23 protein-coding genes are annotated in these 23,249 nt (G+C 48.2%); 9 read left to right on the top strand and 14 right to left on the bottom strand.

Annotated elements, in window-relative coordinates; translation table 11 throughout:
* Positions 1–27 precede the first annotated feature (27 nt).
* From EXT46_RS17960 to EXT46_RS17905, 12 genes are all read right to left on the bottom strand, one after another.
* Positions 28–2,577, bottom strand: a complete 2,550-nt coding sequence (locus EXT46_RS17960) for an Ig-like domain-containing protein (protein ID WP_130148963.1) — start codon at positions 2,575–2,577, stop codon at positions 28–30.
* 284 nt (positions 2,578–2,861) lie between these two features.
* A complete protein-coding gene (gene rpoS, locus EXT46_RS17955) occupies positions 2,862–3,842 on the bottom strand; it encodes an RNA polymerase sigma factor RpoS (protein ID WP_022946468.1) in 981 nt (326 codons plus the stop codon).
* 67 nt (positions 3,843–3,909) lie between these two features.
* A complete protein-coding gene (locus EXT46_RS17950; RefSeq protein ID WP_130148961.1) occupies positions 3,910–4,758 on the bottom strand; it encodes a peptidoglycan DD-metalloendopeptidase family protein in 849 nt (282 codons plus the stop codon).
* A 3-nt stretch (positions 4,759–4,761) separates the two neighbouring features.
* The gene (locus EXT46_RS17945) at positions 4,762–5,340 is read right to left on the bottom strand and encodes a YqaA family protein (protein ID WP_130148959.1); all 579 of its coding nucleotides are present in this window, start codon (positions 5,338–5,340) and stop codon (positions 4,762–4,764) included.
* Positions 5,341–5,350: 10 nt separating this feature from the next.
* Complete coding sequence (locus tag EXT46_RS17940; RefSeq protein WP_130148957.1) at positions 5,351–5,989, bottom strand: protein-L-isoaspartate(D-aspartate) O-methyltransferase; 639 nt, start codon at positions 5,987–5,989, stop codon at positions 5,351–5,353.
* Positions 5,979–6,737 (bottom strand): 5'/3'-nucleotidase SurE, encoded by a 759-nt coding sequence (gene surE / locus EXT46_RS17935; RefSeq protein WP_053910679.1) that lies wholly within the window; start codon positions 6,735–6,737, stop codon positions 5,979–5,981. Before surE ends, EXT46_RS17940 begins: the two co-directional genes overlap by 11 nt.
* Positions 6,718–7,791 carry a tRNA pseudouridine(13) synthase TruD gene (locus tag EXT46_RS17930; protein ID WP_053910678.1) on the bottom strand — a complete coding sequence of 358 codons (1,074 nt, stop codon included), beginning with the start codon at positions 7,789–7,791 and terminating at the stop codon, positions 6,718–6,720. The genes surE and EXT46_RS17930 overlap by 20 nt, the downstream gene beginning before the upstream one ends.
* On the bottom strand, positions 7,788–8,267 hold the full coding sequence (gene ispF, locus EXT46_RS17925) for a 2-C-methyl-D-erythritol 2,4-cyclodiphosphate synthase (protein WP_053910677.1): 480 nt from the start codon (positions 8,265–8,267) through the stop codon (positions 7,788–7,790). The genes EXT46_RS17930 and ispF overlap by 4 nt, the downstream gene beginning before the upstream one ends.
* Entirely contained in the window at positions 8,264–9,004 is a 741-nt protein-coding gene (gene ispD / locus EXT46_RS17920) for a 2-C-methyl-D-erythritol 4-phosphate cytidylyltransferase (protein WP_130148955.1), read from the bottom strand. Before ispD ends, ispF begins: the two co-directional genes overlap by 4 nt.
* A 16-nt stretch (positions 9,005–9,020) precedes the next feature.
* Positions 9,021–9,314: a cell division protein FtsB gene (ftsB, locus tag EXT46_RS17915; protein ID WP_022946460.1), complete on the bottom strand. Its 294-nt coding sequence runs from the start codon at positions 9,312–9,314 to the stop codon at positions 9,021–9,023.
* Positions 9,314–9,967, bottom strand: a complete 654-nt coding sequence (locus tag EXT46_RS17910) for a hypothetical protein (RefSeq protein WP_045978504.1) — start codon at positions 9,965–9,967, stop codon at positions 9,314–9,316. Before EXT46_RS17910 ends, ftsB begins: the two co-directional genes overlap by 1 nt.
* Positions 9,968–10,058: 91 nt before the next feature.
* A complete protein-coding gene (locus tag EXT46_RS17905; RefSeq protein WP_045978503.1) occupies positions 10,059–10,535 on the bottom strand; it encodes a DUF2947 family protein in 477 nt (158 codons plus the stop codon).
* 143 nt (positions 10,536–10,678) lie between these two features.
* Here EXT46_RS17905 and EXT46_RS17900 point away from each other — a divergent pair, with 143 nt between their 5' ends.
* The 3 genes from EXT46_RS17900 (at position 10,679) to EXT46_RS17890 (ending at position 13,417) form a co-directional block, all read left to right on the top strand.
* Positions 10,679–11,524, top strand: coding sequence for a MoxR family ATPase (locus EXT46_RS17900; RefSeq protein WP_130148953.1), 846 nt, complete (start codon positions 10,679–10,681; stop codon positions 11,522–11,524).
* On the top strand, positions 11,524–12,723 hold the full coding sequence (locus EXT46_RS17895; protein ID WP_130148951.1) for a VWA domain-containing protein: 1,200 nt from the start codon (positions 11,524–11,526) through the stop codon (positions 12,721–12,723). The genes EXT46_RS17900 and EXT46_RS17895 overlap by 1 nt, the downstream gene beginning before the upstream one ends.
* Before the next feature lie 151 nt (positions 12,724–12,874).
* A complete protein-coding gene (locus EXT46_RS17890) occupies positions 12,875–13,417 on the top strand; it encodes a hypothetical protein (RefSeq protein ID WP_130148949.1) in 543 nt (180 codons plus the stop codon).
* A 4-nt stretch (positions 13,418–13,421) separates the two neighbouring features.
* Here the strand turns inward: EXT46_RS17890 and EXT46_RS17885 are convergent, their stop codons facing one another.
* Positions 13,422–14,663 carry a divalent metal cation transporter gene (locus EXT46_RS17885; RefSeq protein ID WP_240701165.1) on the bottom strand — a complete coding sequence of 414 codons (1,242 nt, stop codon included), beginning with the start codon at positions 14,661–14,663 and terminating at the stop codon, positions 13,422–13,424.
* Between the two features lie 221 nt (positions 14,664–14,884).
* On the opposite strand from EXT46_RS17885, the gene EXT46_RS17880 reads away from it, so the two are divergent.
* The 6 genes from EXT46_RS17880 to EXT46_RS17855 all read left to right on the top strand — a co-directional run bounded on the left by EXT46_RS17880 (position 14,885) and on the right by EXT46_RS17855 (position 22,647).
* Positions 14,885–16,108, top strand: coding sequence for a porin (locus EXT46_RS17880; RefSeq protein WP_130148947.1), 1,224 nt, complete (start codon positions 14,885–14,887; stop codon positions 16,106–16,108).
* A 1-nt stretch (position 16,109) separates the two neighbouring features.
* Positions 16,110–16,538 carry a hypothetical protein gene (locus EXT46_RS17875; RefSeq protein WP_130148945.1) on the top strand — a complete coding sequence of 143 codons (429 nt, stop codon included), beginning with the start codon at positions 16,110–16,112 and terminating at the stop codon, positions 16,536–16,538.
* Positions 16,528–18,078, top strand: a complete 1,551-nt coding sequence (locus tag EXT46_RS17870) for a sensor domain-containing diguanylate cyclase (protein WP_130148943.1) — start codon at positions 16,528–16,530, stop codon at positions 18,076–18,078. Before EXT46_RS17875 ends, EXT46_RS17870 begins: the two co-directional genes overlap by 11 nt.
* A gap of 241 nt (positions 18,079–18,319) precedes the next feature.
* A complete protein-coding gene (locus EXT46_RS17865; RefSeq protein WP_130148941.1) occupies positions 18,320–20,179 on the top strand; it encodes an alkaline phosphatase PhoX in 1,860 nt (619 codons plus the stop codon).
* A gap of 66 nt (positions 20,180–20,245) precedes the next feature.
* Positions 20,246–21,949, top strand: coding sequence for a hypothetical protein (locus EXT46_RS17860; RefSeq protein WP_130149009.1), 1,704 nt, complete (start codon positions 20,246–20,248; stop codon positions 21,947–21,949).
* Complete coding sequence (locus EXT46_RS17855; protein WP_130148939.1) at positions 21,949–22,647, top strand: manganese efflux pump; 699 nt, start codon at positions 21,949–21,951, stop codon at positions 22,645–22,647. Before EXT46_RS17860 ends, EXT46_RS17855 begins: the two co-directional genes overlap by 1 nt.
* A gap of 6 nt (positions 22,648–22,653) precedes the next feature.
* Here the strand turns inward: EXT46_RS17855 and EXT46_RS17850 are convergent, their stop codons facing one another.
* Positions 22,654–23,160 (bottom strand): DUF3087 domain-containing protein, encoded by a 507-nt coding sequence (locus EXT46_RS17850; RefSeq protein WP_130148937.1) that lies wholly within the window; start codon positions 23,158–23,160, stop codon positions 22,654–22,656.
* Positions 23,161–23,249 lie beyond the last annotated feature (89 nt).

Raw genomic sequence — 23,249 nt, 5'->3', positions numbered from 1 at the left:
TTAAGCGGGCTTTTTTATATCTCAGGGTTATTGACCATTGTTCATCTGGGTGAGTTTATCGCCAATGGGACCAGAGAAATTGTAACCATCGTACTTATCCCAGTTTATCGACCAGGTCATTACCCCGCCAAAGTGTGGATATGGGTTACTGGGTGTAATGGTGCCACATGCTTGCCCCTTGGTTAAGCAACCCAACGCATCAATAATGTTTTGCGTGGGTGCTTGCCCTGAATTAGCCGATTGCGGCCCAGACGGCAGACCGATAGCGACTTGATCATCACGCAGCGGCGCAAATTGTTGACCATTAGCAAGGGTAAATCCTTCTATCAACATTTTCGCATGCGCGACCATCATGTTGACCGACCCTTCAGGTGCCGAGCCCGGCTCATAAGGATTAGGTAATCCACCATTGTTGTAGAGTTGCACATGGAGTAAATCCAGGGTATCGCGCACATCGTCAATGAGCGGAATATACGCCCCCCAAATGCCAGAATAAGCGACCATGCCCCCGTGAACATAAGGGTGCTCCGGAGCCATTGTAAGATACATATCGCCCCCCATGTTTTGCTCAATTTGCTTTAGGGCACGTCCTAAACGCGCTTGGATCTGTGAGCCATGAACCAGGTTGGAACCACTCTCGTAATCGACATCTAGGCCATCAAAGCCCCATTCATTGATGATGTTGGTCAAACTGGCGACAAAGTTCGCCTCATCACTATCCGTCTCTAGGGTAATCGTGCCTTCGGCGCCGCCAAGGCTCAATACCACGACCTTTCCTTGTGCTTGTAAATCTTTTATGTCTTGCTTAAATTTAACCGGGTCTATCGGCGGACAATCGGAACGAATATCCTCTTCAAAGGGGTGAAAGACAACTTTACCGGTGGCATTGCGGTCATTCTCAGCAAAGGCAATATCGATGATATCCCAAGCACTGGAAATATCAGACAAGGGGATAGGACAGCCTGCCGGATTAACGAAGTTATGCCAATAACCGATGAGCTTATGTTTTTTCCCCGCTGGGGTATCAATCACATTAATTGTCGCGGCCGTGCTTTGTGCGCTGTTACCTTGAGAGTCATTGGCAAGGGCGCTAACTGCATACTGGCCTAAACTCGCGGGGGTATAATTCAGCGTATAAGGGGCACTGCTATCACTGCCAACGATTTGCCCATTCACAGCAAAGCTCACCTCGGTAATACTGCCGAGCGCTGAGCTTGCATCAGCAGCCAGTGTCAGGCTTTGCCCTAAGGGCAGCTGCTCTGCGCTGGCAGGAGAGGTCAAACTCACCACCAAGGGCTGATCAGTGACAGTGACCAGCACCGACTGCTCGCTAAGGTTGCCTTCATTATCACTCGCGGCAACCGTCACCGCCGTCTCACCGAGCCCTTGCACTTGCCATGTAGCTTGGTAAGGCGCGCTCGTGTCTGTGGCGATAACATTGCCTGCAACAGAGAATTCAACCGCACTGACACTGCCGTCACTGTCGCTAACATCGGCGCTAATCACCGTACTTTGCCCTTGCAATAAGGTGGCATTAGCACTGGGCGAGGTAATGGTGATATCCGGAGCAATTGCGCAAATCCCAAGGTCGGTCCAAGCATCCTGCCAGTGCTGGCCGACTCCAGGTTCATATGCCCAAGCCGAACTTGAAGAGCACCAACCAGCGACGTCACAGCGATAGGCGTGATTAACATTTTCGACGGTATCCCCTTGGCTATAACTGGTGCCTGCAACATAACTAGGCGTCCCCTGACAGATGCCTGCTGCGGCCGCATCAACGTTGACTTGCACACTGGCACTCATACTCTGGGCACCGACATCATCGGTGGCTTTGGCTTGAAACTGATGAAGCCCCGACTCGGCCTGCCATTGTATAGAATAGGGCGCACTGCTATCGCTGCCAACTTGTACTTGATCAACATAAAAATCTACCGCCGTAACAACACCATCACTGTCATCGGCATTCGCGCTCAAGGTCATTTGCTCACCGCTACGCGCTTGGGTTTGCGCTGTGGGTGCAGTTAACGTCACTGTCGGCGCAGCATTCCCGTCAGCGGGAAGCACCGAAATTTGTACTTCAGCGCTGACGCCCTCGCCTTGCTGATCATCTCGCGCCTGAGCGAGCAAAGTATGCTCTCCAGCCAAGGCTTGCCAATTTAGCTCAAAAGGAGCGGCATTATCGACACCCAGTGAAACTCCATTGATGAAAAACTCAACGGCGCTGATACTGCCATCACTGTCGCTTGCTTGCGCCTTAAGGACAACGCTGTCATTTTCACCAAAAGAACTATTGTTAAGAGGCGAAGTAAGCTCGACTATTGGCGTTTGGTTGGCATCATCGCATTGACCCAGTAAACGCCATTGCTGCCAGTCTCCTGAGTGAGTGGCTGGGTCTTGATTTTGCGTCCACCAGTTCGCTTCATATGCTTTGTCTTGGTATACAACCTGAGCACCACTGTTATAGGCATCATCGCTATTCCATGGCGTCAGTGTGCTGCAGTCTAAGGCCCAAGACACAGTGGGCGCCGCCATGAGTGTTGCCACTACAGCTGGTATATATCGCCGATAGGATTTCATAAATCACCTCGTTTGTTTTTTAATCAGGTCCAGACTAACCAAAACAAACATGTTAATCAATTGTATATTTTTTGTTTTACCCAAAGCCATTATTAACAATCGACAAATATCAAAAGAAAGGACTTGAGTGAGCTTGAATTTATCTCAGCACAAAAGGGTACGTTAACAATGAGTGTTGGAGTATCTGGGAAAGTTCTTGGGCTGCGAGGCCTTTTGTATGTTGCCCAGCTAATTAAGTGCATAAAAAAGCCGCCTTAAAAAGGCGGCTTGTGGGTAATCAGTCATTACATTTGTTCAAATAGACTCTCGGTGTTAAGCCCTTCATGATGGAGCATATCTTTTAATCGGCGCAATGCCTCCACTTGAATTTGTCTTACCCGCTCTCGGGTAAGGCCAATTTCTCGGCCTACATCCTCAAGGGTGGATGGCTCGTATCCTAATAAACCAAAGCGTCGAGCCAAAACTTCCCGCTGTTTAGGGTTTAGTTCATCAAGCCAATGCACGATGTGATCGTTGATATCTTTACTTTGCACTTCCCCTTCGGGACCACTGCCCTTCTCATCAGCAATAATGTCCAGTAATGCTTTATCGTTGTCACCACCAATCGGGGTATCAACAGAGGAAATCTTTTCGTTTAAACGCAACATTTTAGTCACGTCTTCTACTGGTCGGTCTAAACGCTCTGCAATTTCTTCTGCAGTTGGTTCATGATCCAGTTGCTGCGTCAGTTCACGGGCCGTACGCAAGTAAACATTGAGCTCTTTTACCACGTGAATCGGTAGGCGAATAGTGCGTGTCTGGTTCATTATCGCACGCTCTATGGTTTGTCGTATCCACCATGTTGCATAAGTTGAAAAGCGAAAACCGCGCTCTGGATCAAACTTCTCCACGGCGCGGATCAGCCCCAGATTACCTTCCTCAATCAGATCGAGTAACGCTAAACCACGATTATTGTAACGTCGGGCAATTTTCACAACCAGGCGTAGGTTGCTCTCAATCATGCGTTTTCTTGACGCTTCGCAACCGCGTAAGGCTTTACGTGCAAAGTAGACTTCTTCCTCGGCGCTTAACAGCGGCGAAAAGCCAATTTCACTTAGGTAAAGTTGCGTTGCATCGAGGTTTTTAACATTATCGTCCTTGGCGAAGATCTCTTCCTCAGCATTACTTTCCTCTACTTGCTCTAGGAGTTCTTCCTTTGGTTCGTCGATAACATTTGTATCAGTGGCGTTGTCTTGTGTGGTTTCAAGTTTTGCAGTGTGACCCATCAGAGTACCCTCCGGTGTAGCGCGGTAAAAATCCCAAACACCTTACTACTGTTTCGTGCTTGTAAAGCTAGGGTAAGTACTTGCTCGGATTGACTGCTTTGCCTCGATACCGGATTTCAAAACGAAGAGCGGTAACAGGGGACTCAGAGCTGCCCATCTCGGCAATCTTTTGCCCAGCTTTGACATCCTGTTTTTCCTGTACTAGTAAACGCGAATTGTGTGCGTACGCACTAAGATAATCATCGTTATGTTTCACTATGATTAAATTACCGTATCCCCGTAGCGCATCACCCGCATACACGACCACACCATCGGCGGCAGCGCGAACAGAAGTCCCTGTTCGGTTGGCTATCTGCACCCCTTTATAGCCATTTTCTTTATTAGAGAAACGCTGCGTGACCTTTCCCTGTGCTGGCCATTGCCAGCTCAAAGTTTGAGCTGACTTGTTAGCAGAACGTGCTTTTTTGCTAACAGTTTTTTTACTAGGTTGTTTTCGAACATACTCCCGTTGTATCGGCTTCGCAACCTCTTTCTTTAATTTTTTGTTATTTTTTTGTGTTGATTTTGTAGACTTTTTACTCGAGTTACGATATTTTTCTCGCTTTTTCTTTTTTAGCCATTGCGACTCGATGTAAATCAACTGCTTTGGGTAAATAGTGTACGGCGGCTTAATACCATTGATTTGCGCGATTTCCCGGACATCTTTGTTAGCACTAAAAGCAATGGCGTAGAGGGTATCGCCTTTTTGCACACGATAGTGCTCCCCGGTGATATGAATTTTTCGTGACACTTTGGCCCGACCAGTGTCTAGGACAGAAACCGGTGCGGGTGTATTTCGAGACGAGCAAGCGCTCAATAACAAGCAAACCAGTACTATCAAACTGGTGTATTTCACTTGCATAAAGCGCCCTTGCATAGCTTAGCGGTAAACCAAATATAAACCGATGGCCAAGCTAACTACAAGCCAACCAAGCACTTCCACGTATTGTCGCAGTTTTTGCTCCATACGCGCTCCTCCCCACTTCATCAATGCAGCGACAAGAAAAAAGCGTGCACCTCGGCCTACTGCCGATGCCACCAAGAAAGGTAAAAAGGCCATCTGCAATAAACCAGCGCCTATGGTAAAGACCTTGTAAGGTATCGGCGAGAAGCCAGCTATAAACACCACCCACACGCCATAATGTTCAAACCAAGCGAGTGCTTGGGCAAACTTATCTTGCCAACCCATAGAATGGATAAATGGTTCAACTAAGGGTTCAAATAACCAAAAACCAAGAACATAACCTAATACTCCGCCAATAACAGAGGCTAAGGTGGTCAAAATAGCGAAACGCCAAGCTTGTGAAGTTTTCGCTAAGCACATCGGTGCCAGCATGACGTCAGGGGGAACGGGGAAAAATACCGATTCGGCAAAGCTCATCCCTGCTAAGTAGCGCTCAGCATGTCGGTGAGCGGCCCAACGCAAGGCGGCATCGTACAAAGGGGTAAATAACTGCAAGAAAACTTCCTTATATTATGTCGCCAGGTATCAAGGGCACGAAACGCACATCGGCCATAACTTGTTGATTAAATTGATTTCCATGGCGAGTATATACCATTAGCTTTTGTTCAGCATCGCCTATTGGCACAATCATCACACCACCGTCATCAAGCTGCTGGAGTAGCTGCTCGGGAACACTGGATGCTGCGGCAGTCACTATAATACCCTGAAATGGCGCTTGAGATGCCCAACCTTGCCAACCGTCACCATGCTTCATGCTGACGTTATACAAATCAAGTTGATGCAAGCGGCGTTTTGCTTGCCACTGCAACGCCTTGATACGCTCTACCGAGTACACCTTGTCAAACAGCTGTGCCAATATAGCGCTTTGATAACCAGAACCTGTACCTATCTCCAACACCTTAGAGTTCACACCATGCTGGCGCAGCAGTGCGGTCATCTGCGCGACGATAAAGGGTTGCGAGATCGTTTGCCCTTGGCCGATTGGTAAAGCGGTATTCTGATAGGCTTTATGTTTTAGCACCTCATCTATAAATACATGCCGAGGGGTGTGTGCTATAACCTCAAGCACGCGCTGATCAGTCACTCCCTCTTTGGCCAACAACTCTGCCAATGAACTTGCACTGCGTTGCAGATTACCGATCATCACCAGACTCCAACAGCCATTCCTGCAAGGGGGTAATGCTTTCATGAGCGGTCATATCCACACTCATTGGCGTCACTGCGGCATAACCTTGACGAATTGCATCAAAATCAGTGCCCGCCCCCGCATCTAGTTCAGGGCCAAGCGAGCCATACCAATACACCTTCCGACCCCAAGGGTCACGCTGTGCGGTCATGGTTTCCGCTTTATGACGAGCACCCAATCGCGTTACTTTAATGCCTCTAAGTTCACGGTAAGGCACATCAGGAACATTGATATTAATAATTTGGTCTTTCGGTAATGGGTGGCTCTTGAGCTTTTTGATTATATCAACCGTCACTTGTGCTGCCGTCTCAAAGTGCTCACACTCTGGTCCTACAAGCGACACAGCAATGGCTGGTAAGCCCATGTGTCGGCCTTCGGTGGCGGCGGCCACAGTGCCAGAATAGAGGGTGTCATCACCCAAATTAGCACCATGGTTTACGCCCGCGACAACTAAGTCCGGTTGTTGCGCCAATAATGCATTCAAAGCAACGTGTACACAGTCGGTCGGCGTGCCATTGATACTGATAAAACCATTGTCTAGCTTGTGGGCACGCAGTGGGTTCATTAACGTCAATGAGTTACTGGCACCACTGCAGTTTCGATCGGGTGCCACCACATCAACCTCAGCAATTTGCTGCAACGCTTGATATAAAGCGGCTATTCCTTTGGCATGCACACCATCATCATTACTTAGCAATATTCTCATCGTGATTCCTTGTAATACTGTTCTCACTTTGTCGATAGTCAACCAGCTCTCTGAGTAACGCCGTAGCAAAACAGCCTTTTTTTAGACTAAAACTCAGCTCTATCACATTCTCGCTTGGCGCTGCGACAGTTAAGTTTTCAGGGTAAAGACGCAGCATACGACGCTCCCCTTTAAGCCCTAATTGTGCCAATCCCGTGCACCAATCATTAAATGGTGCCAACCATTGACGCTCTTGCGCCACCAGTGCCTTATCCCCCTTACCCACCATGGGGGCAGACAGCTCAATATCACCTTGTACTAAGCGGGTGATGTTCTCAGGAGTAATGGCATCAGTGAAAAAGGCGTTACTGCCACTGAGCATAAACACTTCATGTTGCAGGGTTTTGGCAAGGCCATGCTCGGCTACTCGCAAACTAACGATCTGATTAAAAATGTAAGACCGGGCGGCGGAGATCACCATCGATCGCAGCTTTTTATCGCGGATACGCTCACCTTGGAACATCCGCTGCGCCATGGTGAGATTATGCCCGCCATGACCAAAACGTTGCTCTCCAAAGTAATTGGGCACTCCCTGACGCACGGCGTTAATACGACTAAGCACCGCTAGTGGCTCATCTACCTCACGCAAGCGTATTTTAAAGTGATTCCCTCGATGGCAACCGAGACGCAAACGGCGACCATGGCGTTGCTGCTCAGTAACAAAGATTGACTCATCATTTAGGGCACTGAAGTCAATATGCTTCTTTATCGGAACAGGAACACTAAACCACTGGCTACACACACCTTGGCGGTCTTTTTGCCCGGCGTAAGCCACCTCTCTAGGAGCCACTTGTGCGAGCTTGGCAATGACTTTGGCGACCGCCTGTGTGTTAACACCACGTTTGATTATATGAATACAAACATGCTCACCTTCACCATCGAGCTCAAATCCAAGCTCTTCGTCGACCATAAAGTCTTCGGCGTGCTCTTTAAACAGCGCTTTTGCGCTTGGCTTGCCGTATAAATAGTTTAGCTCAGCTAAAGGCTGCTCCCAGGGTGATACTGCGTCACTCATGACGATTCGACCAACAGTGCCACCGCATGACTCGCTATTCCTTCTTTGCGCCCTGCGAAACCGAGCTTTTCAGTGGTCGTTGCCTTAACATTGACTTGATCCATGCGCACCTGTAAATCATCGGCTAAACATTGGCGCATAGCATCAATATGAGGGCGCATTTTCGGTGCTTGAGCGACAATGGTGACATCAACATTGCCCACCGCATAACCCTTATTATTCACTTCCTGCATCACTCGGCGCAGCAGTATACGGCTATCAATACCAGCAAATTCGGCACTGGTATCAGGAAAATGTTTGCCGATATCCCCCAATGCCAACGCCCCGAGTAGGGCATCACATAAGGCATGAATAGCAACATCGCCATCGGAGTGGGCAATAAAGCCTTGCTCATAATCGATGCTCACGCCGGCAATCACTAGCGGCCCTTCACCACCAAAGCGGTGTACATCATAGCCATGACCAATGCGGATCATACAAACTCCGTTACTTGTTGGGCCAAAAGAAAGTTTGCTAACTGTAAGTCTTCTGGCGTGGTTATTTTGAAATTATCACTGCGTCCGGTGATTAAGCGTACCGGATGTCCAGCCCACTCCATGGCTGATGCTTCGTCAGTAATGTTGGCACCCGCGGCGAGTGCATCGCGCAGCGCTTGGCGCAAGAGCTCATAAGGAAAGAATTGCGGCGTCAACGCTTGATATAAATGCTCTCGCGGTATGGTCATGTCGATAAATTCGCCATCATCTTCACTATTGCAGCCGCGCTTGCAGCCGCGCTTGCACCCGCGTTTTATCGTATCGCGCACCTTGGCGGCCAAAATACCACCTTGCTTTGCAGCGCAGCATTGCGCTATCAGATTCTCGATGTCATGTGCACACACTAAAGGACGTGCCGCATCATGCACCAAGACCCAATCAGGGCTTTGTTGTTCTATGGCATCCAGCGCCGCCAACACTGAGTCTGCGCGCTCACGGCCTCCAGCGACAGTACTAATAACCTGTTTATTGATGGCGAGCGTGGAAAAGTAATCATCAGCTGCACTAATGGCCACTTTAATGGCGCTGATCTCGCCAACTTTCATAAGCTTATTCAGGGTGTGCTCTAAGACTGTTTTGCCCTGCAGTTCGATATATTGCTTGGGTGTGCTTGATTGCATTCGGGAGCCCACTCCCGCAGCGGGAACGATGGCAACAATGCGAGGTTGTGTCGTCATATAAATTCAGTAACTATTATTCTTTTCTAAGCGATTGCTTGCTCGGTAAAACGCGGTAAAACACCTCACCGGGTTTGATCATCCCCAGTTCGTGGCGGGCCCGCTCTTCTACCCCCTCCAAATCCAACTTCAGGTCCTGGATATCTGCCTCAAGCAGTTTATTACGTTTACTTAATTGTTGATTAGTAAGCTCATGGCTGGCGACCGCTTTACGCAGTCGGGTGTAATCCTCAATGCCATTATGACCAAACCATAACAGATACTGTAAGTAAAAAAACAAAGCCACGAGGCCTAATTGAAATAGGCGCATTATGTATCCTTTACAGGCAATGGTTGCCTGAAGTTTTTCCAGTTTATTCGTGTTGTTAACAGCATTTCCCGCAAGCTTAATGTGCGCGGCGATGTGACCTTATATTGCTGCCAACGATGGCCACAGCAGGCCGGCGTAAAATGCTTCTTGCCAGGCCATAACAGCGTCACTTTTTGATGTTGTATGCGGCTATCTTGATACTGACCCTGCAAATCAAACCATCCGCTTTGATTACAATGCACTCGGTTACTACTGACTTGATCAAGCGTATCGAGCATTACATACTGCATCCCTTGCTGCGCCACCAATACCGGGACTAACATGCCAATTTGCGCAAAGCGGCTATAAAACGCATGATTTTTCTCGCTATCTGGTACTGGCGCCTTAGTGGCCTGCTTGGCAATCCAACTGCCATTTTGCCCATCTAAGGTTAACGGACTATGACCACGAACGATGTGAAACGCCGCGCGCTCGACATAATAAGGTAAGCTGGCTAGCATACGCGCCACACGAGCCGCATCACCGCTAGGTTCAAGGTGCTGGCTTAAGCGCTGTAGTTCTCGAGCATAAAAGGCATTACACAACTCAGCATAGAGCACCCGCTGCTGATCCAGCGCAAATAAATCGGCCTGCTGCGATGACGGTTGCTGCACAATACCTCCTAGTCGTAGAGGTTAAGTTTATACCATAGTTGTGCAAAATTTGAGAAGCATGATATCTGTCCGATGCTTCAAGATACTCGCGCTATTTCGGTTGCTCACCCAGGCGGGCAAAACCTGTTTCCATGAATTGCACCACTTGAGGGCGTTTTTTGCCAATCAAAATGCTGCCATCAGCTAAAAACATAAAGTTTTGCCAATGTTGTTTAAACACATCAAACCGAGTTTCGATAACCTCATCACGGCTATTACAAAAATAGACTGTGGTGTTGTCTTGCCAATCTAAATGACTAAGAATCGGCTCAGGGATTGCTGTTTCATCTTCGAATGCCTGCTCCCAAAACACTTCTTGCGCTTGCCAGTGCTGCGCTTGGCATAGCCAATCATCTTCGCTAAAGAAATCCGGGTGGTCTTTATCTCGGCTGATAAAGGTCGACCACAGCACCGCAGAACGGGTTGGCGTCATCGGCTTTATCTGCGCCAACTGTTGTGGGGCTATCAATAGCTCTTGGTGCTTAAACACCCAAGCCTTTGCGTATTCATCCAAACACAAATAATTCATTCAATATGGCAACTTATCGCAGCGCGAAACAATATCGGCCATTATACCCGGGTTAGCGAGCGCTGTCACAGCATGACTTGGTGTACAAATCGAACTATGGCAGACTAAGCACATTGATGTCAGACCAGTAATAGGATTATTCCGTGCATTTCGATTCTACCGACCACTACATTGCCAGTAGCGCCTTAAAACAAGCGGTTAACGCAGCTATTGCCCTACAAAAGCCGCTGCTGATCAAAGGCGAACCCGGAACAGGAAAAACCTTATTGGCTGAAGAGCTTGCAAAAAGTGTAGGCAGTGAACTGATTCAGTGGCATATAAAGTCCACCACCAAAGCGCAGCAAGGGCTCTACGAATATGATGCGGTATCTCGCCTTCGTGACTCGCAACTAGGTGATGAGCGTGTCCATGATATCGGCAATTACATAGTTAAAGGGAAGTTATGGCAAGCGTTTGCGAGCGATGAACAAGGTCCGCGTCCGGTGCTGTTAATTGATGAAATCGACAAGGCCGACATCGAGTTTCCGAACGATTTACTGCTAGAGCTCGATAAGATGGAGTTTTTTGTCTATGAAACCGGTGAGCGCGTAGTCGCTAAACAACGCCCTATTGTCATTATCACCTCCAACAATGAAAAAGAACTTCCCGATGCCTTTTTACGCCGTTGCTTTTTCCACTACATCGACTTCCCAAGTCCAGAAGAAATGCAGCAAATTGTCGATGTTCACTACCCCGACATTAAGCAAACGCTATTGCGTGAGGCGCTAGAGGTATTTTTTGGTTTGCGCCAAGTTGATGGCTTAAAGAAAAAGCCCTCCACCAGCGAGCTTCTCGACTGGCTTAAATTGTTAATGGCTGAAGACATCAGTCCCGAGGTGCTACAACAAAGCGCAGATAAAGGCGGGTTAATGCCATTATTTGGTGCCCTGCTTAAAAACGAGCAGGATGTATCGTTAATTGAAAAGCTTGCGTTTATGAGCCGCCGCTAATGTTAATTGAGTTCTTCTTCACCCTGCGTAAGTATCGCTTGCCTGTCAGCCTGCGCGAGTTGCTGGATTTGTTAGCAGCCCTCAAAGCGGGCGTAGTATTTGCCGATACCGAAGGTTTCTATCACCTTGCTCGCACTGTTATGGTCAAAGATGAAACTCATTTCGACCGTTTTGATAAAGCCTTTGCCGACTATTTCGAAGGCATAGAAGATATCGATTTACTCGAGGCGCTGAAAGCCCAGCATACGCTTCCAGATGAGTGGCTACGCAAAGAGTTTGAAAAGCACTTAAGCGCTGCAGAAAAAGAACAAATAGAGGCCATGGGTGGTTTAGATAAGCTCATGGAAGAATTAAAGAAACGCTTTGAGGAACAACAAAAGCGCCATGCCGGTGGTAATAAATGGATAGGTACCGGTGGCACCTCGCCCTTTGGCGCCTTTGGCTACAACCCCGAGGGCATTCGCATTGGCCAACCTGGGTCACGGCAGCGCCGCGCGGTAAAAGTGTGGGATAAACGCCAGTATCGTAACCTCGATAGTAGCGCAGATATCAGCTCTCGGACCATGAAGCTGGCATTGAAAAAACTGCGTAAGTTTGCCCGTACCGGAGCCAGCGATACCTTAGATTTACCTGAGACTATTCGGGCAACGGCAAAACAAGGGGGCATGTTGGATGTAAAAATGGCCCCCGAGCGCCACAACGCCGTAAATGTCATTATACTGTTCGATATTGGCGGCTCCATGGATGACCATATTCACCTATGCGAACAGTTGTTCAGCGCCGCTCATGGTGAGTTTAAACACCTGGAGTTCTTTTACTTCCACAACTGCGTGTATGAACATCTATGGCAAGACAATGACCGTCGTCATGACCAAGTCATTGATACTCACAACCTGATGCAGCGCTTTGGCAGCGATTACAAAGTCATCTTTGTCGGTGATGCCACCATGGGTCCTTACGAGATAGCCTATCCGGGAGGCAGTGTTGAGCACTGGAATGAAGAGCCTGGCGCGTTATGGCTGCAACGTATTACCCAGCATTTTGACAAAGTGGTGTGGCTTAACCCACAGCCACAATCGCATTGGCGTTATTACCACTCCATCGAGATGATAGACCAACTCATGGCAAGCAATGAGCAAAGCCGCATGTTCCCTCTCACCCTTGATGGTATTAGTGCAGCAATTAAAGCGCTAACTTAAGCGCTCATTGTAAACAACTTTATCCGCTTAGTTTTTGTGACTTAATAGCGAAAGTGTCGCCACATGTTGTATTTAGAATCCTAAACAGCTCTAATACGACAGCACATAGATAGTGTTGAACATCAAATGGAATTGGATTTAGCACCGAAAGATGAAACCACTGCCACCACTTCATACCCACATAGCAATCATACTTGGGTTTTCTTTACTCACGATTTGGTCAATTTGGTGGACATTCACAAGTACCGTGCCTGATCTTATCCAGCGTTTTACCTTACTGGAGCACAGCTACCCATTAGTAGTAGAAAAACCTTACGCTATCGGTTATGTCAGCCTATGTTTGGTATTTATAGCCGCAAATATCTTTCTTTTAGGTACGTTCTATTATCGTCTTAAGAAGCAAGGCGAGAAAATCCCGGTCATGGAGCGAAAGGTGATCATCGCTTTAGGAGTTATTGCTGTTGTCGCCATCACCACTATTATTTCGAGCCAACTGCTTTGGCGCGATAAAGCAACGGCGTTAGGCTATCAACCTTGCCCTGCATTTACGCTACTAATCGATAAATCAGGTCGCACCGCTTGGGTTAAAGACACAGTATTGTGTGAAGATAAAATTGTTAAGAAAGTTCTTTCCTATGGCTCTTTCAAGGAGATGCAAGACATCCGGACTTTACAAATAAACCGTGCTAAATAGGTGTTTAACTCGGCCAAAACTGTAGGGCGACAAAACCCAGGCTAAAGCTAATTAAATAGGCCATGCCCAACCAGCTTAATATTTTTAACCAAGTTGGTTGATTGATCTTTGCCTGTTTGACCAAACGCATATTAAGCCATGCAAATACCGGCGTGGTTAAAAAGGCAAGGGTCATGGCAAAGGTAAGCATTTCTTTTAAGTTGCTTTTAAAAAATAAGATCACTGCCATCCCGGCGCCCGCTTGCAGTATCAGCCAGGAGTGGAGGTGACGTGGTAGCAACCGACGGTTAATTAACTTGGCACTGGTAAACAGCGTGCGGGCATACCCATCGAGCACCGTAAGCGTGGTGCCCAACATACATAAGAACGCCACGGCGGCAATCAGCCAACGCGACCACTCACCTATGGTTTGCGTATACATATCGATGAGCTGCTGTGCAAACGCGACCCCAGCCAAAGCAATCTCACTGCTGCTGCCGTATTGTATCAACACCCCTAAGGCAAAAAATACCACCGCCAAGAGCGCGGTGATCACATACCCCAAGTTAAAGTCGAATAAACCAGTGTTTGTCGTTATCGTGGTATTGCGCCGCTTTGCTTGCAGCCACAGTGAGTTAAGCGCGGAGATTTCGATGGGTGCGGGCATCCATCCCATCATCACCACAATAAAGCTCAGTGCTGCCAGCGAAAAGAGGTCGGGCGCTTGGAACTCTGCACTCATCGCCATCGGTGCACCGCCACTTTGCACCAAGGCAATAACCAATGCACCTAGCGTGCTCAACGCCAGTACCGCCATAATCACTTTAGCCACGCTGTCTAAGGCGCGATAATGGCCTAACAATAACAATATCAGACAAAACAACAGTATCAGGGCTGATAACGCCGTTAACCCAAGCACTCCACCGAGCATATAATGGGCCAGCGCCGCCGTTAATAGCAGTACCCCAGCAGTGTTAACAACCGCTGCAATCAGATTCAAAGCCACAAAGCTATAAAAAAACCCAGGCCCCTGCTTTTTGTAACCCTCGACTAGGTTGTCGTTGGTCGCCAAGGTGTAATGCACGCCGAAACGAAAAAAAGGGTATTTAAGCGCATTCACGGCGATGATCAGCCATAACAGCGGCCACCCAAATAACGCACCGGCTTGGGTCGAAGCAACCAGGTGTGAGCCGCCGATGGCGGCAGTCGCCATTAATATTCCCGGCCCTAAAGCCTTTACATACTGCGCATAATTCACTAACTGCATGGGTTTTTCTTATATTTTTTTCTAGGCTCTCAGGCTAGGTGGAATCATCATTTAATTCAAGTACATAGTGCACTATTTTTAATCAACTTAGGTGCTCAAATAGCAAACAGGACTGACCACTTAGTTGCCAGTTGCAGCTAACCTTCTTATAATTCGCCGCGATTCGTAAGCAAGGAGCCCACATCAGGCTCCTTTTTTTATGGCTAAATTTCAGAGGCATCATGGGCTTATTTCGTTCACTTTGTGGTTTTTCATTGCTTATTAGTAGCGCGGCAGCACTGGCACAGCCCGCTCAACTTAGCGGCTTTGCCACTGTCGGCGTAAGCTATAATGAATCCGAGCAATACGGGTTTCGCACTGATGTATCGGTAACCGATGGTAAAACAAACTCTGAATTAGACTTTTCCTCGTTGTCGCGATTAGGCATTCAGTTACACAAGCAGTTTAATACTCAGTGGGGCTTTACGGGCCAGTGGGTACTCAAAAGCCACCCCGACTATAGCCTGGGCGATGTTACCCAACTGGCATTTTTAAGTTACTCACCAAAGCCAAACTGGACCATCAAAGCCGGGCGTACCGCGTTTGATTTGTTTATGATGAGTCCTTATCGCAACATAGGCTATGCCTATACGGCGACCCACGCACCCATTGAGTTTTATGGCCTTATTCCCCATCGCAGCATTGATGGTATCGAACTGTCTTCAGCCCACGCCACCGATCAGGGGATGTTCTCCACACGCTGGTATTACGGCAAGTCAAAGGATTACCTTACAAATTTCGATTTTCAATGGCGAATTGCTCTTGATGATATCGCCGGCGCTACGCTCACACTAGAGCAAGGTAACTGGCTTTGGCGAGCCAATTATACTCAAGCCTATATCGATAATGAGCCCGACCATTACGCCCAACTGCGCGAGCTGGCGCAAAGTGTGCCTGAACAAATCTGGCCGCAAGCACGAGATATTGCCAAGCGTTTAAAAACAGTGGATACACGGTTGCAATACGTGACCTTAGGCGCAAAGTACGATAACGGTCAGTACTATGTGCAATCGGAAATTGCCCGTGTCAGTGCTGATTCAGACATTCTCTCACATTTGCACAACGGTTATGTCGTTTTCGGCACAAGATGGCAAGAATTCACGGTGCAACTGGGTTATTCAGTGACGCACGGCAAACGTCAGCAGATTGATAAACCGCTACAAACAAACCCTCTCGCTGATGAACTGCATTTTCAGCTTGAGCGCGGCTTTAACTATTACGTCAACGACCAGTCAACAACCTCGCTCAGCACTCGCTATGATTTTCGCGCTGATATGGCGGCTAAACTGCAGCTCGAGTACATTGATTTAGACAGCAGCGATAACCAATTTATGCTGCGCCGCGAGGTGTTTTCTACGCCGGAATCATTCACCGTTGTAAGCGCTACGATTGATTGGGTGTTCTAGTATGAGAGCCTTCATCATCACTTGCGCACTTTACGCTTTATTGAGCGCTGTTGCATACGGACAAGAAAAAATAGCCGTTATAGTTAATAAGGCAAATCCTACGCAAAGTTTAACCACCAAGCAGTTAGTTGATTTGTATATGGGTCGACTTATCGCTTTTCCCTCTGGGGAACATGCCGCACCTTTGGACATGCAACCGGATTCACTGCTGCGTGAGCAGTTCTATCAAGGTCTAACTAAGCGTCCGATTGGCAGCATTAATGCTTATTGGTCACGGGTCAAGTTCAGTGGCCATGCAAAGCCGCCTTTAACTATGCCAAGCAGCGCTGAGGTAATAAAAAGGGTCCGAGAAATTGACAATGCCATCGGCTATGTAAAGCTTAAAGAAGTCACTAACGACGTGAAGGTAGTTTATACTCTTGTTCAATAAACATAGCCTGATCCTGCGCTTAGCCATTGCGCTTGTGCTCACTTCGTTAATCGTTGGCGTTATCGCAGTGAAATACTATTACCGTAGCGTCTACCAGCAGGAGGTGGAGAAAGCCAACCTTGCAATTGCTCAGCTGCATATGACAGTCTCGAGCACTGCCTCTATTGCCGCTTACTTGCAAGACGAAGACTTAGCAATCGAAGTTATCAGTGGCCTGTTAAAGAACGACAGTATTCTTGCCGCGCAAATCCAAGGCACTCAGCCATTAGCCAGTCAAGGAGAAGGTGATTGGCAGCAAGCAAAAACGTTCACCTTGTATAATCCCTTTTTCGCCAATGAGGCGGTCGGACAAATGCGTCTATTACCGGCCTGGTCCATGATAGAACAGCGAGCACGGTCGATAGCGCAATCCAGTGCGCAACTATTGGTCTTTCAAACCCTCGCGGTATTACTCACCTTTACGATTTTGGCTTATTTTATAATTACCAAGCCAATGGCGCGACTTAACACTCAGCTTAAGGGCATCACCCCCGGCGGCGATAATCGCTTGCACACCCCATTCGCGCACAACGCCAGTGAAATAGGCGAAATTACCCACAGTATTAACGCTATGCTTGCGCAAACAGAGCGGCTCTTTAACCAAGAGCGGGCACTGCGTTCTGAGGTACAAAAGCTAGAAGGTCGGCTACGGTTGTTATTCGAGCATGCGGCGTCAGCAATGATCCTCGCCCGCCGCGAAGGCAATATCATCCTTTATAACGCGTCCACAGAGCGGCTGTTTAACCGCCTCGGTATTCCTTTGGAAAAAGATTTGTATCAGCTTGTGGCGCGCACTTTTAATGAGCCTGAAAAAATTATCCGCTCTATTCGCAACTCCTTAGATCAGCATGATATTGCCACCGGTGAGTACCAGCTATGCACTGACTGCCAAAAAGATTGCATTTGGGCTCATATTCTTGTAACCCGCAGCTATGGTAAGGAACAAGATACCTACCTACAGATTTTTATTAATGATATTACTCGCCACAAAAAAATGGTCGCTGAGCTTAACGAAGCAGCCACCACAGACCGTTTAACAGGCTTATTTAACCGCCTAGGAGGCGAACAGGCGGCGCAACAACGCCTTGATAACGACCAAGACATTACTTTGATGTTGATTGATCTTGACGGCTTTAAACCGATCAATGATGTGTATGGCCACGACGCAGGCGACGACATCCTTTGCCATGTGGCAACACAACTACAACACCATGTGCGTAAAGAGGATGTATGTATTCGTTGGGGTGGTGATGAGTTTGTCATCATTCTTGATGCGCTTGAACAAACACCAGCGCTACACCTTGCCGACAAACTCCGAGAGGCGCTCAGCCAAGCCACGCGATTGGACAATGGCGAGCAAGTAAGTGTCGGCGCCAGCGTAGGTATCGCCACTTCCCCTGGACACGGTACCACCTTGCACGATCTAGTGATTGCCGCCGATCAAGCCATGTACAAGGTAAAAAACCAGCAAAAAAATGCCGTTGCTATGGCTGATATTTAGCAAGACTCAACACCTATATTTTGATATAGCTGATGCGCATACCCCTCTACACTAATGTTATAAAGTCACATTAGTGTATTATAAGTACCACAAAAAGGTCTTCTTTTGTCCATCACTTTGCAATAACTGCTCCCTAGTATAAGCCCCGCTTTCAACAGGCAATTATCGCTGCAGCGAGACCTTAGGTCGCAGTATCGACTGCAACACTGATTAAATAACTATAAGTGAAGGGGCGTTTCACATGCTTAATACTAAGCTAAAACTATCTTTTTTGACTGCTTCCATGGTCTTAGCGTTGGCAGCCTGCGATGGCGACGACGGTGAACAAGGTCCACAAGGCCCGGTTGGTGAACAAGGCCCAGCGGGACAGGATGGCGCCGACGGCCAAGATGGAGCAAATGGCGAAGACGGCGCAAATGCACAAGCAAGTGGTAAATTAACACGCTTGGCAACAGTACCTGCTGGGGCTGAAGTGACCGGTGCATTCTTAACTCGTCAGGGCGATTTGTTTTTCAATGTTCAGCACCCTGATGACACCAATGCCGCCATGGATGAATTCAATGGTCGCGCGATTAATCGTGGTACCGTAGGCGTATTAGCGGGCGTAAACTTCAACCAACTGCCAAAAAATATCGTCAGCTCACCAGTGCCAGAATCGGATTATGAGCGCCAAACTGTGGTGTCAGCGGTAGGCCAATACCAAGTGTTAGGCCAGACCGGTGATACCTTTGCTGATTTAGGTGATAAAGGCTTGCCCGGTGGGTTAGGTGTACATTACTCCATGGTCGGTAATGAGAAAATTATTGAGAATGAAAACCCAGATTTTAATGGTTTTATCCCGACTAGCGACAATGAGGGCTACTTATTCACTAACTGGGAGTCATATCCTGGGGGAGTTAGCCGCTTAAAGCTAAGCAAAAATAATCAAGGTACTTGGTCAATCGCTGAAGCCATGATGGTTGATTTCGATAATGTTTGGGGCACCGCAGCTAACTGCTTTGGCTCAGTGTCTCCTTGGGGCACCCCATTAACCTCAGAAGAGTGGATTGTGCGCTCAAGCGTTGACTCAACCACCGATGCCAGCTGGAATGATCCAGCAGACACCAGTACCGATGGTCTTGAGATGCTTACAGCACCGGATTTCCCTAACCCCTACCGCTATGGCTACATTGCCGAAATCACCGCGCCCACCAGCGCCAATCCAGAAGTGGTAAAACACTATACTATTGGCCGCTATGAGCATGAAAACTCAGTGGTCATGCCGGATAGAAAAACCGTGTATTCGTCACAAGATGATACCGGTGGGGTGTTGTTTAAATTTGTCGCCGATACCCCGGAGGATTTGAGTGCTGGCACACTATACGGGGCAAAATTGACTCAGGATGAAGGCCTTAGTGACCCGGCGGTCACAGGATTTGATGTTGAATGGGTGGCTCTGGCCAGTGGCGATAACACCACAATTGCAGCTTGGATTGCTGATTATGACGGCATTGATACCAGTGATTATGTTGAAGGTAAAACCAGCTATATGAGCATGGCTGACGTACAGGCCTGGGCTGATGGCGCCACTCATTACCCAAGTGAAGCACAAGGCGGAAGCCCTATTACCGCTGGTGAGCCTATGGATGACCGCGCGGCCTTTTTAGAATCTCGCCAAGCAGCTCGCTTAAAAGGAGCCACCGCAGAGTGGCGTAAGCTCGAAGGAATTAGTATCAATCATGACCGCGTTATGGAAGCAATCACTGGCCAAGATATGATTGCCGATGAAATCGTCACCGAAGCGTTTATGTATATTGGTATCGCTGATATCGATAACACCATGATTGACGATGAAGGAGACATGCAATTATCCAATCGCGTGGAAGACTGTGGTGGCCTATATCGTGCACACATAGATAGCAACTACAGCCTCACCCGTATTGAGCCTGTGGTAATGGGTTCCACCTATCGCCGTAGCCTTGATGGCGCAGCACGTTGTGACGTAGAGCAGTTATCACAACCAGATAACACCATCGTCATGCGCGATGGTCGCGTGATCATCGGTGAGGATGGATTCCAAGAAAACAACACCCTTTGGTTGTACGACCCAGCGGGCAACTAATCCTCGCACTCTATGAGGGGGCTACCCCCTCATTTACCTATAACTTCCCATCGGTGTGCCATTATGATGAAATTTAACTCGGCGCTGGCCCTTGCACTGGCTGTTTTGCTGTGTGCATGCTCGGAACAACAGCGTACGCAACCATTATTAACGACCACAACTACCAGTGAGGGCGAAGACTTTGCCTACCAGCCCACAGAGCAAATTCCGGCAACCGCCTATTTAAAGCATGGCGCAGTGTATAACCCTGAGTCGGTGATCCCGCCGCAGTGCTACACTAAAACACAAGGTAAACATAACCCTTGCTACGCCTGTCATCAGACAGACCGCCAAGACAGCAAACGTCCGAACCAAATGAATGATGGTAATTTGCAAGGTGAATACCAGTTCTCGGATTTGGGAATGAAGAATCATTGGCGTAATTTATTTATTGACCGCAGTGAGATGATCGCATCTATTTCCGATGAAGAAATAAAGCAGTGGATTAACGAAGATAACTATTCGCCATTTATTGAAAAACTGCAGGCCGACAGCGAGTGGCAAGGTGAAATAGCGCATATTCAAAACCTTGCTTATCCGCAGCAAGCCTTTGATAAGCTAGGTTTTGCTCGCGACAAAAGCCACTGGGTTGCGTTTAATTACAAGCCCTTCCCTAGCACCTTTTGGCCCACCAACGGCTCCACCGGTGATGTGATGATCCGCCTCGGTGCCCCCTTTCGTGAACTTAACGGGCAATATAATCAAGATGTATACATTGCCAACCTCAGCTTAGTGGAGATGGCCATCAAGGGCTTAGAGCAATTGAGTACGCCTTCTATCTCCGAGCAAGCGATCGGTGTAGATCTTAACGGCAACAACCGGCTCGAAAAGCAAATACACGCTATTAGCAAACGCAGTCACTACTTAGGCGATGCCCAAGATATCGAGTTGGCTTACCAGCTCTACCCTCAAGATACTGAGTTTTTGCACACCGTGCGTTACATTGGCGTGGACCCACAAGGGCGTATTTATAATGCACCACGCATGAAAGAAGTACGCTACATGCGCAAACACAACTTTAAATCAAAAGCACGCTTGGCCTCTTTCTATTACAGTGAGGCGAAAGAGAAGCACTTCGAGAAACTGCCACGCACTCGACCATTGGGTGATAAAGGCATTAATAATATGTTTGGGTGGACCATTAATGGCTATATCGAAGATGAGCAAGGACAACTACGCCACCAAGATATCCAGGAAATGGCATTTTGCAACGGCTGCCATAAAACCGTGGGAGCGACGTTTGATCAAACCTTTTCCTTTCCACGCAAAGTCACAGGACGAGAAGGTTGGGGCTATATAAACTTGGCAAGTATGCACGATGCACCCAATATTGGTGAAACCCAAGGCGAGTTTTTAACTTACCTTCAACGAGTGGGAGGTGGCGATGAATTCCGACAGAACAAAGAAATGCTGCGACGTTGGTTCAACTCAGATGACAGTGTGAATAAAGCTAAGGTGACAGCCATCGACAGCATTTATGAGTTGATCACTCCCTCACCACGGCGAGCACTGGACCTAAATAAAGCGTATCGCACAATTGTCGCTGAGCAGAGCTATTTATTTGGCCGTGATGCAACCATTGCCAAAGCCACTAACGTATTACAGCAAGTAGATGAATCTCAGGCGCCACTCGAAGAGCAACATCGGTACGTATGGGATATGCGCCTAGACTGGGAGCATGCTCAGCGACGCGATGAAGCCCGCACGCCTACTGTTCAGGAGAGTGAGTGATGGGCACACCCATAGAAGCTTTTGTATTAGCAAGTCTGCTCATGGGCTTAGGAATTGGTGCTGATGTCGCCATCGCCACCCTAACCCAAGCCAAGCAGCTCACGAGTCGGCGTAGCGTATTCACTTGGATAGCGGGGGTCACACCAACACATACGGTATTTCCTATGCTTGGTTACCTCGCGGCTTATTTTAGCGTGCAGCAAGTCCCCGTACTCACTCCAATTGTCGGAATTATCGCATTCATATTTGTAGGTTATTACTTGCTCAGTGAGTATCGCAGCAATAGCGAGCACGCCCCTAGTATAGACCCCAAATTACTGAGTGCGGCACTGATCATTACTGTTAGTTGGGATGCACTATGGTCGGGGCCGGCTAAATCAGCACTAGTCATCGACTGGGCGCAGTGGATGGTGTGGTTATCATTTGTGATAGTGGGTCTGGTGGTCGCGCTCTTGGCAGTTGCTAGCTTACATCTTGGCCGCAAAGCTGTGCTTTATGCGCCAACGCATTTCAGCCACCAGTTTGGCCTGTGGTTACAGTATTCGGTGATCAGCTATTTCGCGGTACTGGCTTTGCTGCGCTATACCTTTGTTTGGGATACCCCTTGGTGGGCTATTTGGGCACTGTGTGCAGTTATTAACGCACTGCTATTAGCGCTTCGCAAGGTAGGCCAAGCGGGCACACCTAAGTGTGCTTAGCCAAGCTTAAAATTGCTTAAGGGTGCTGCTGTGATAACGCTCCGCGCTGGGCTCAACTTGGTAACGTTCGGCTAAGGTGTCAAGTTTGGCCTGCTCCAGTGCTAATTCATCCATGGTGATGGTGTTATCGTCAAGTTGCCAAAGCTGGCGCGAACCAGAATAACTGAATTGCAAGGCATGCATGGCCTCGACATTGCCTTGCTCCGCCGCCGCCTTAATTTTACGCAGGCGGCGCGTGATCTGATTCAGCGCCTGCTTTAAGTGCCATACATACAGCACTTCTCGCAAATACGGGTGGTGCTGCACACGTTTAAGTACCAAGGCAATGGCCACACAGGTGATAATCACGCCGAGCAAATTCCAGTGAAAATGACTGCCGGATGCACTGGGAAAAGCGATAATCAGTAATCGCGCAATGCCGAGACTCCCCAAGACCAAGGCACCAATACAGGCAGCTAAAACTCGGTTTAAATGCTTTCTATAACGCGCTTTATCGATTTGCTGTAACTTCATAAGGGCAACCACAGATATAAAAACGCAGCGATTATAGCAAGCGCTGCGAGCAAAGTACTATCACTTATGGATAAACACTGGCCCACAGT

The sequence above is a fragment of the Pseudoalteromonas sp. CO325X genome, assembly GCF_004208955.1.
GTDB classification, from domain to species: Bacteria; Pseudomonadota; Gammaproteobacteria; order Enterobacterales; family Alteromonadaceae; genus Pseudoalteromonas; species Pseudoalteromonas ruthenica.
Note: the sequence above shows the minus strand (reverse complement) of the source record. Positions and strands in the feature narration are given on the sequence as shown.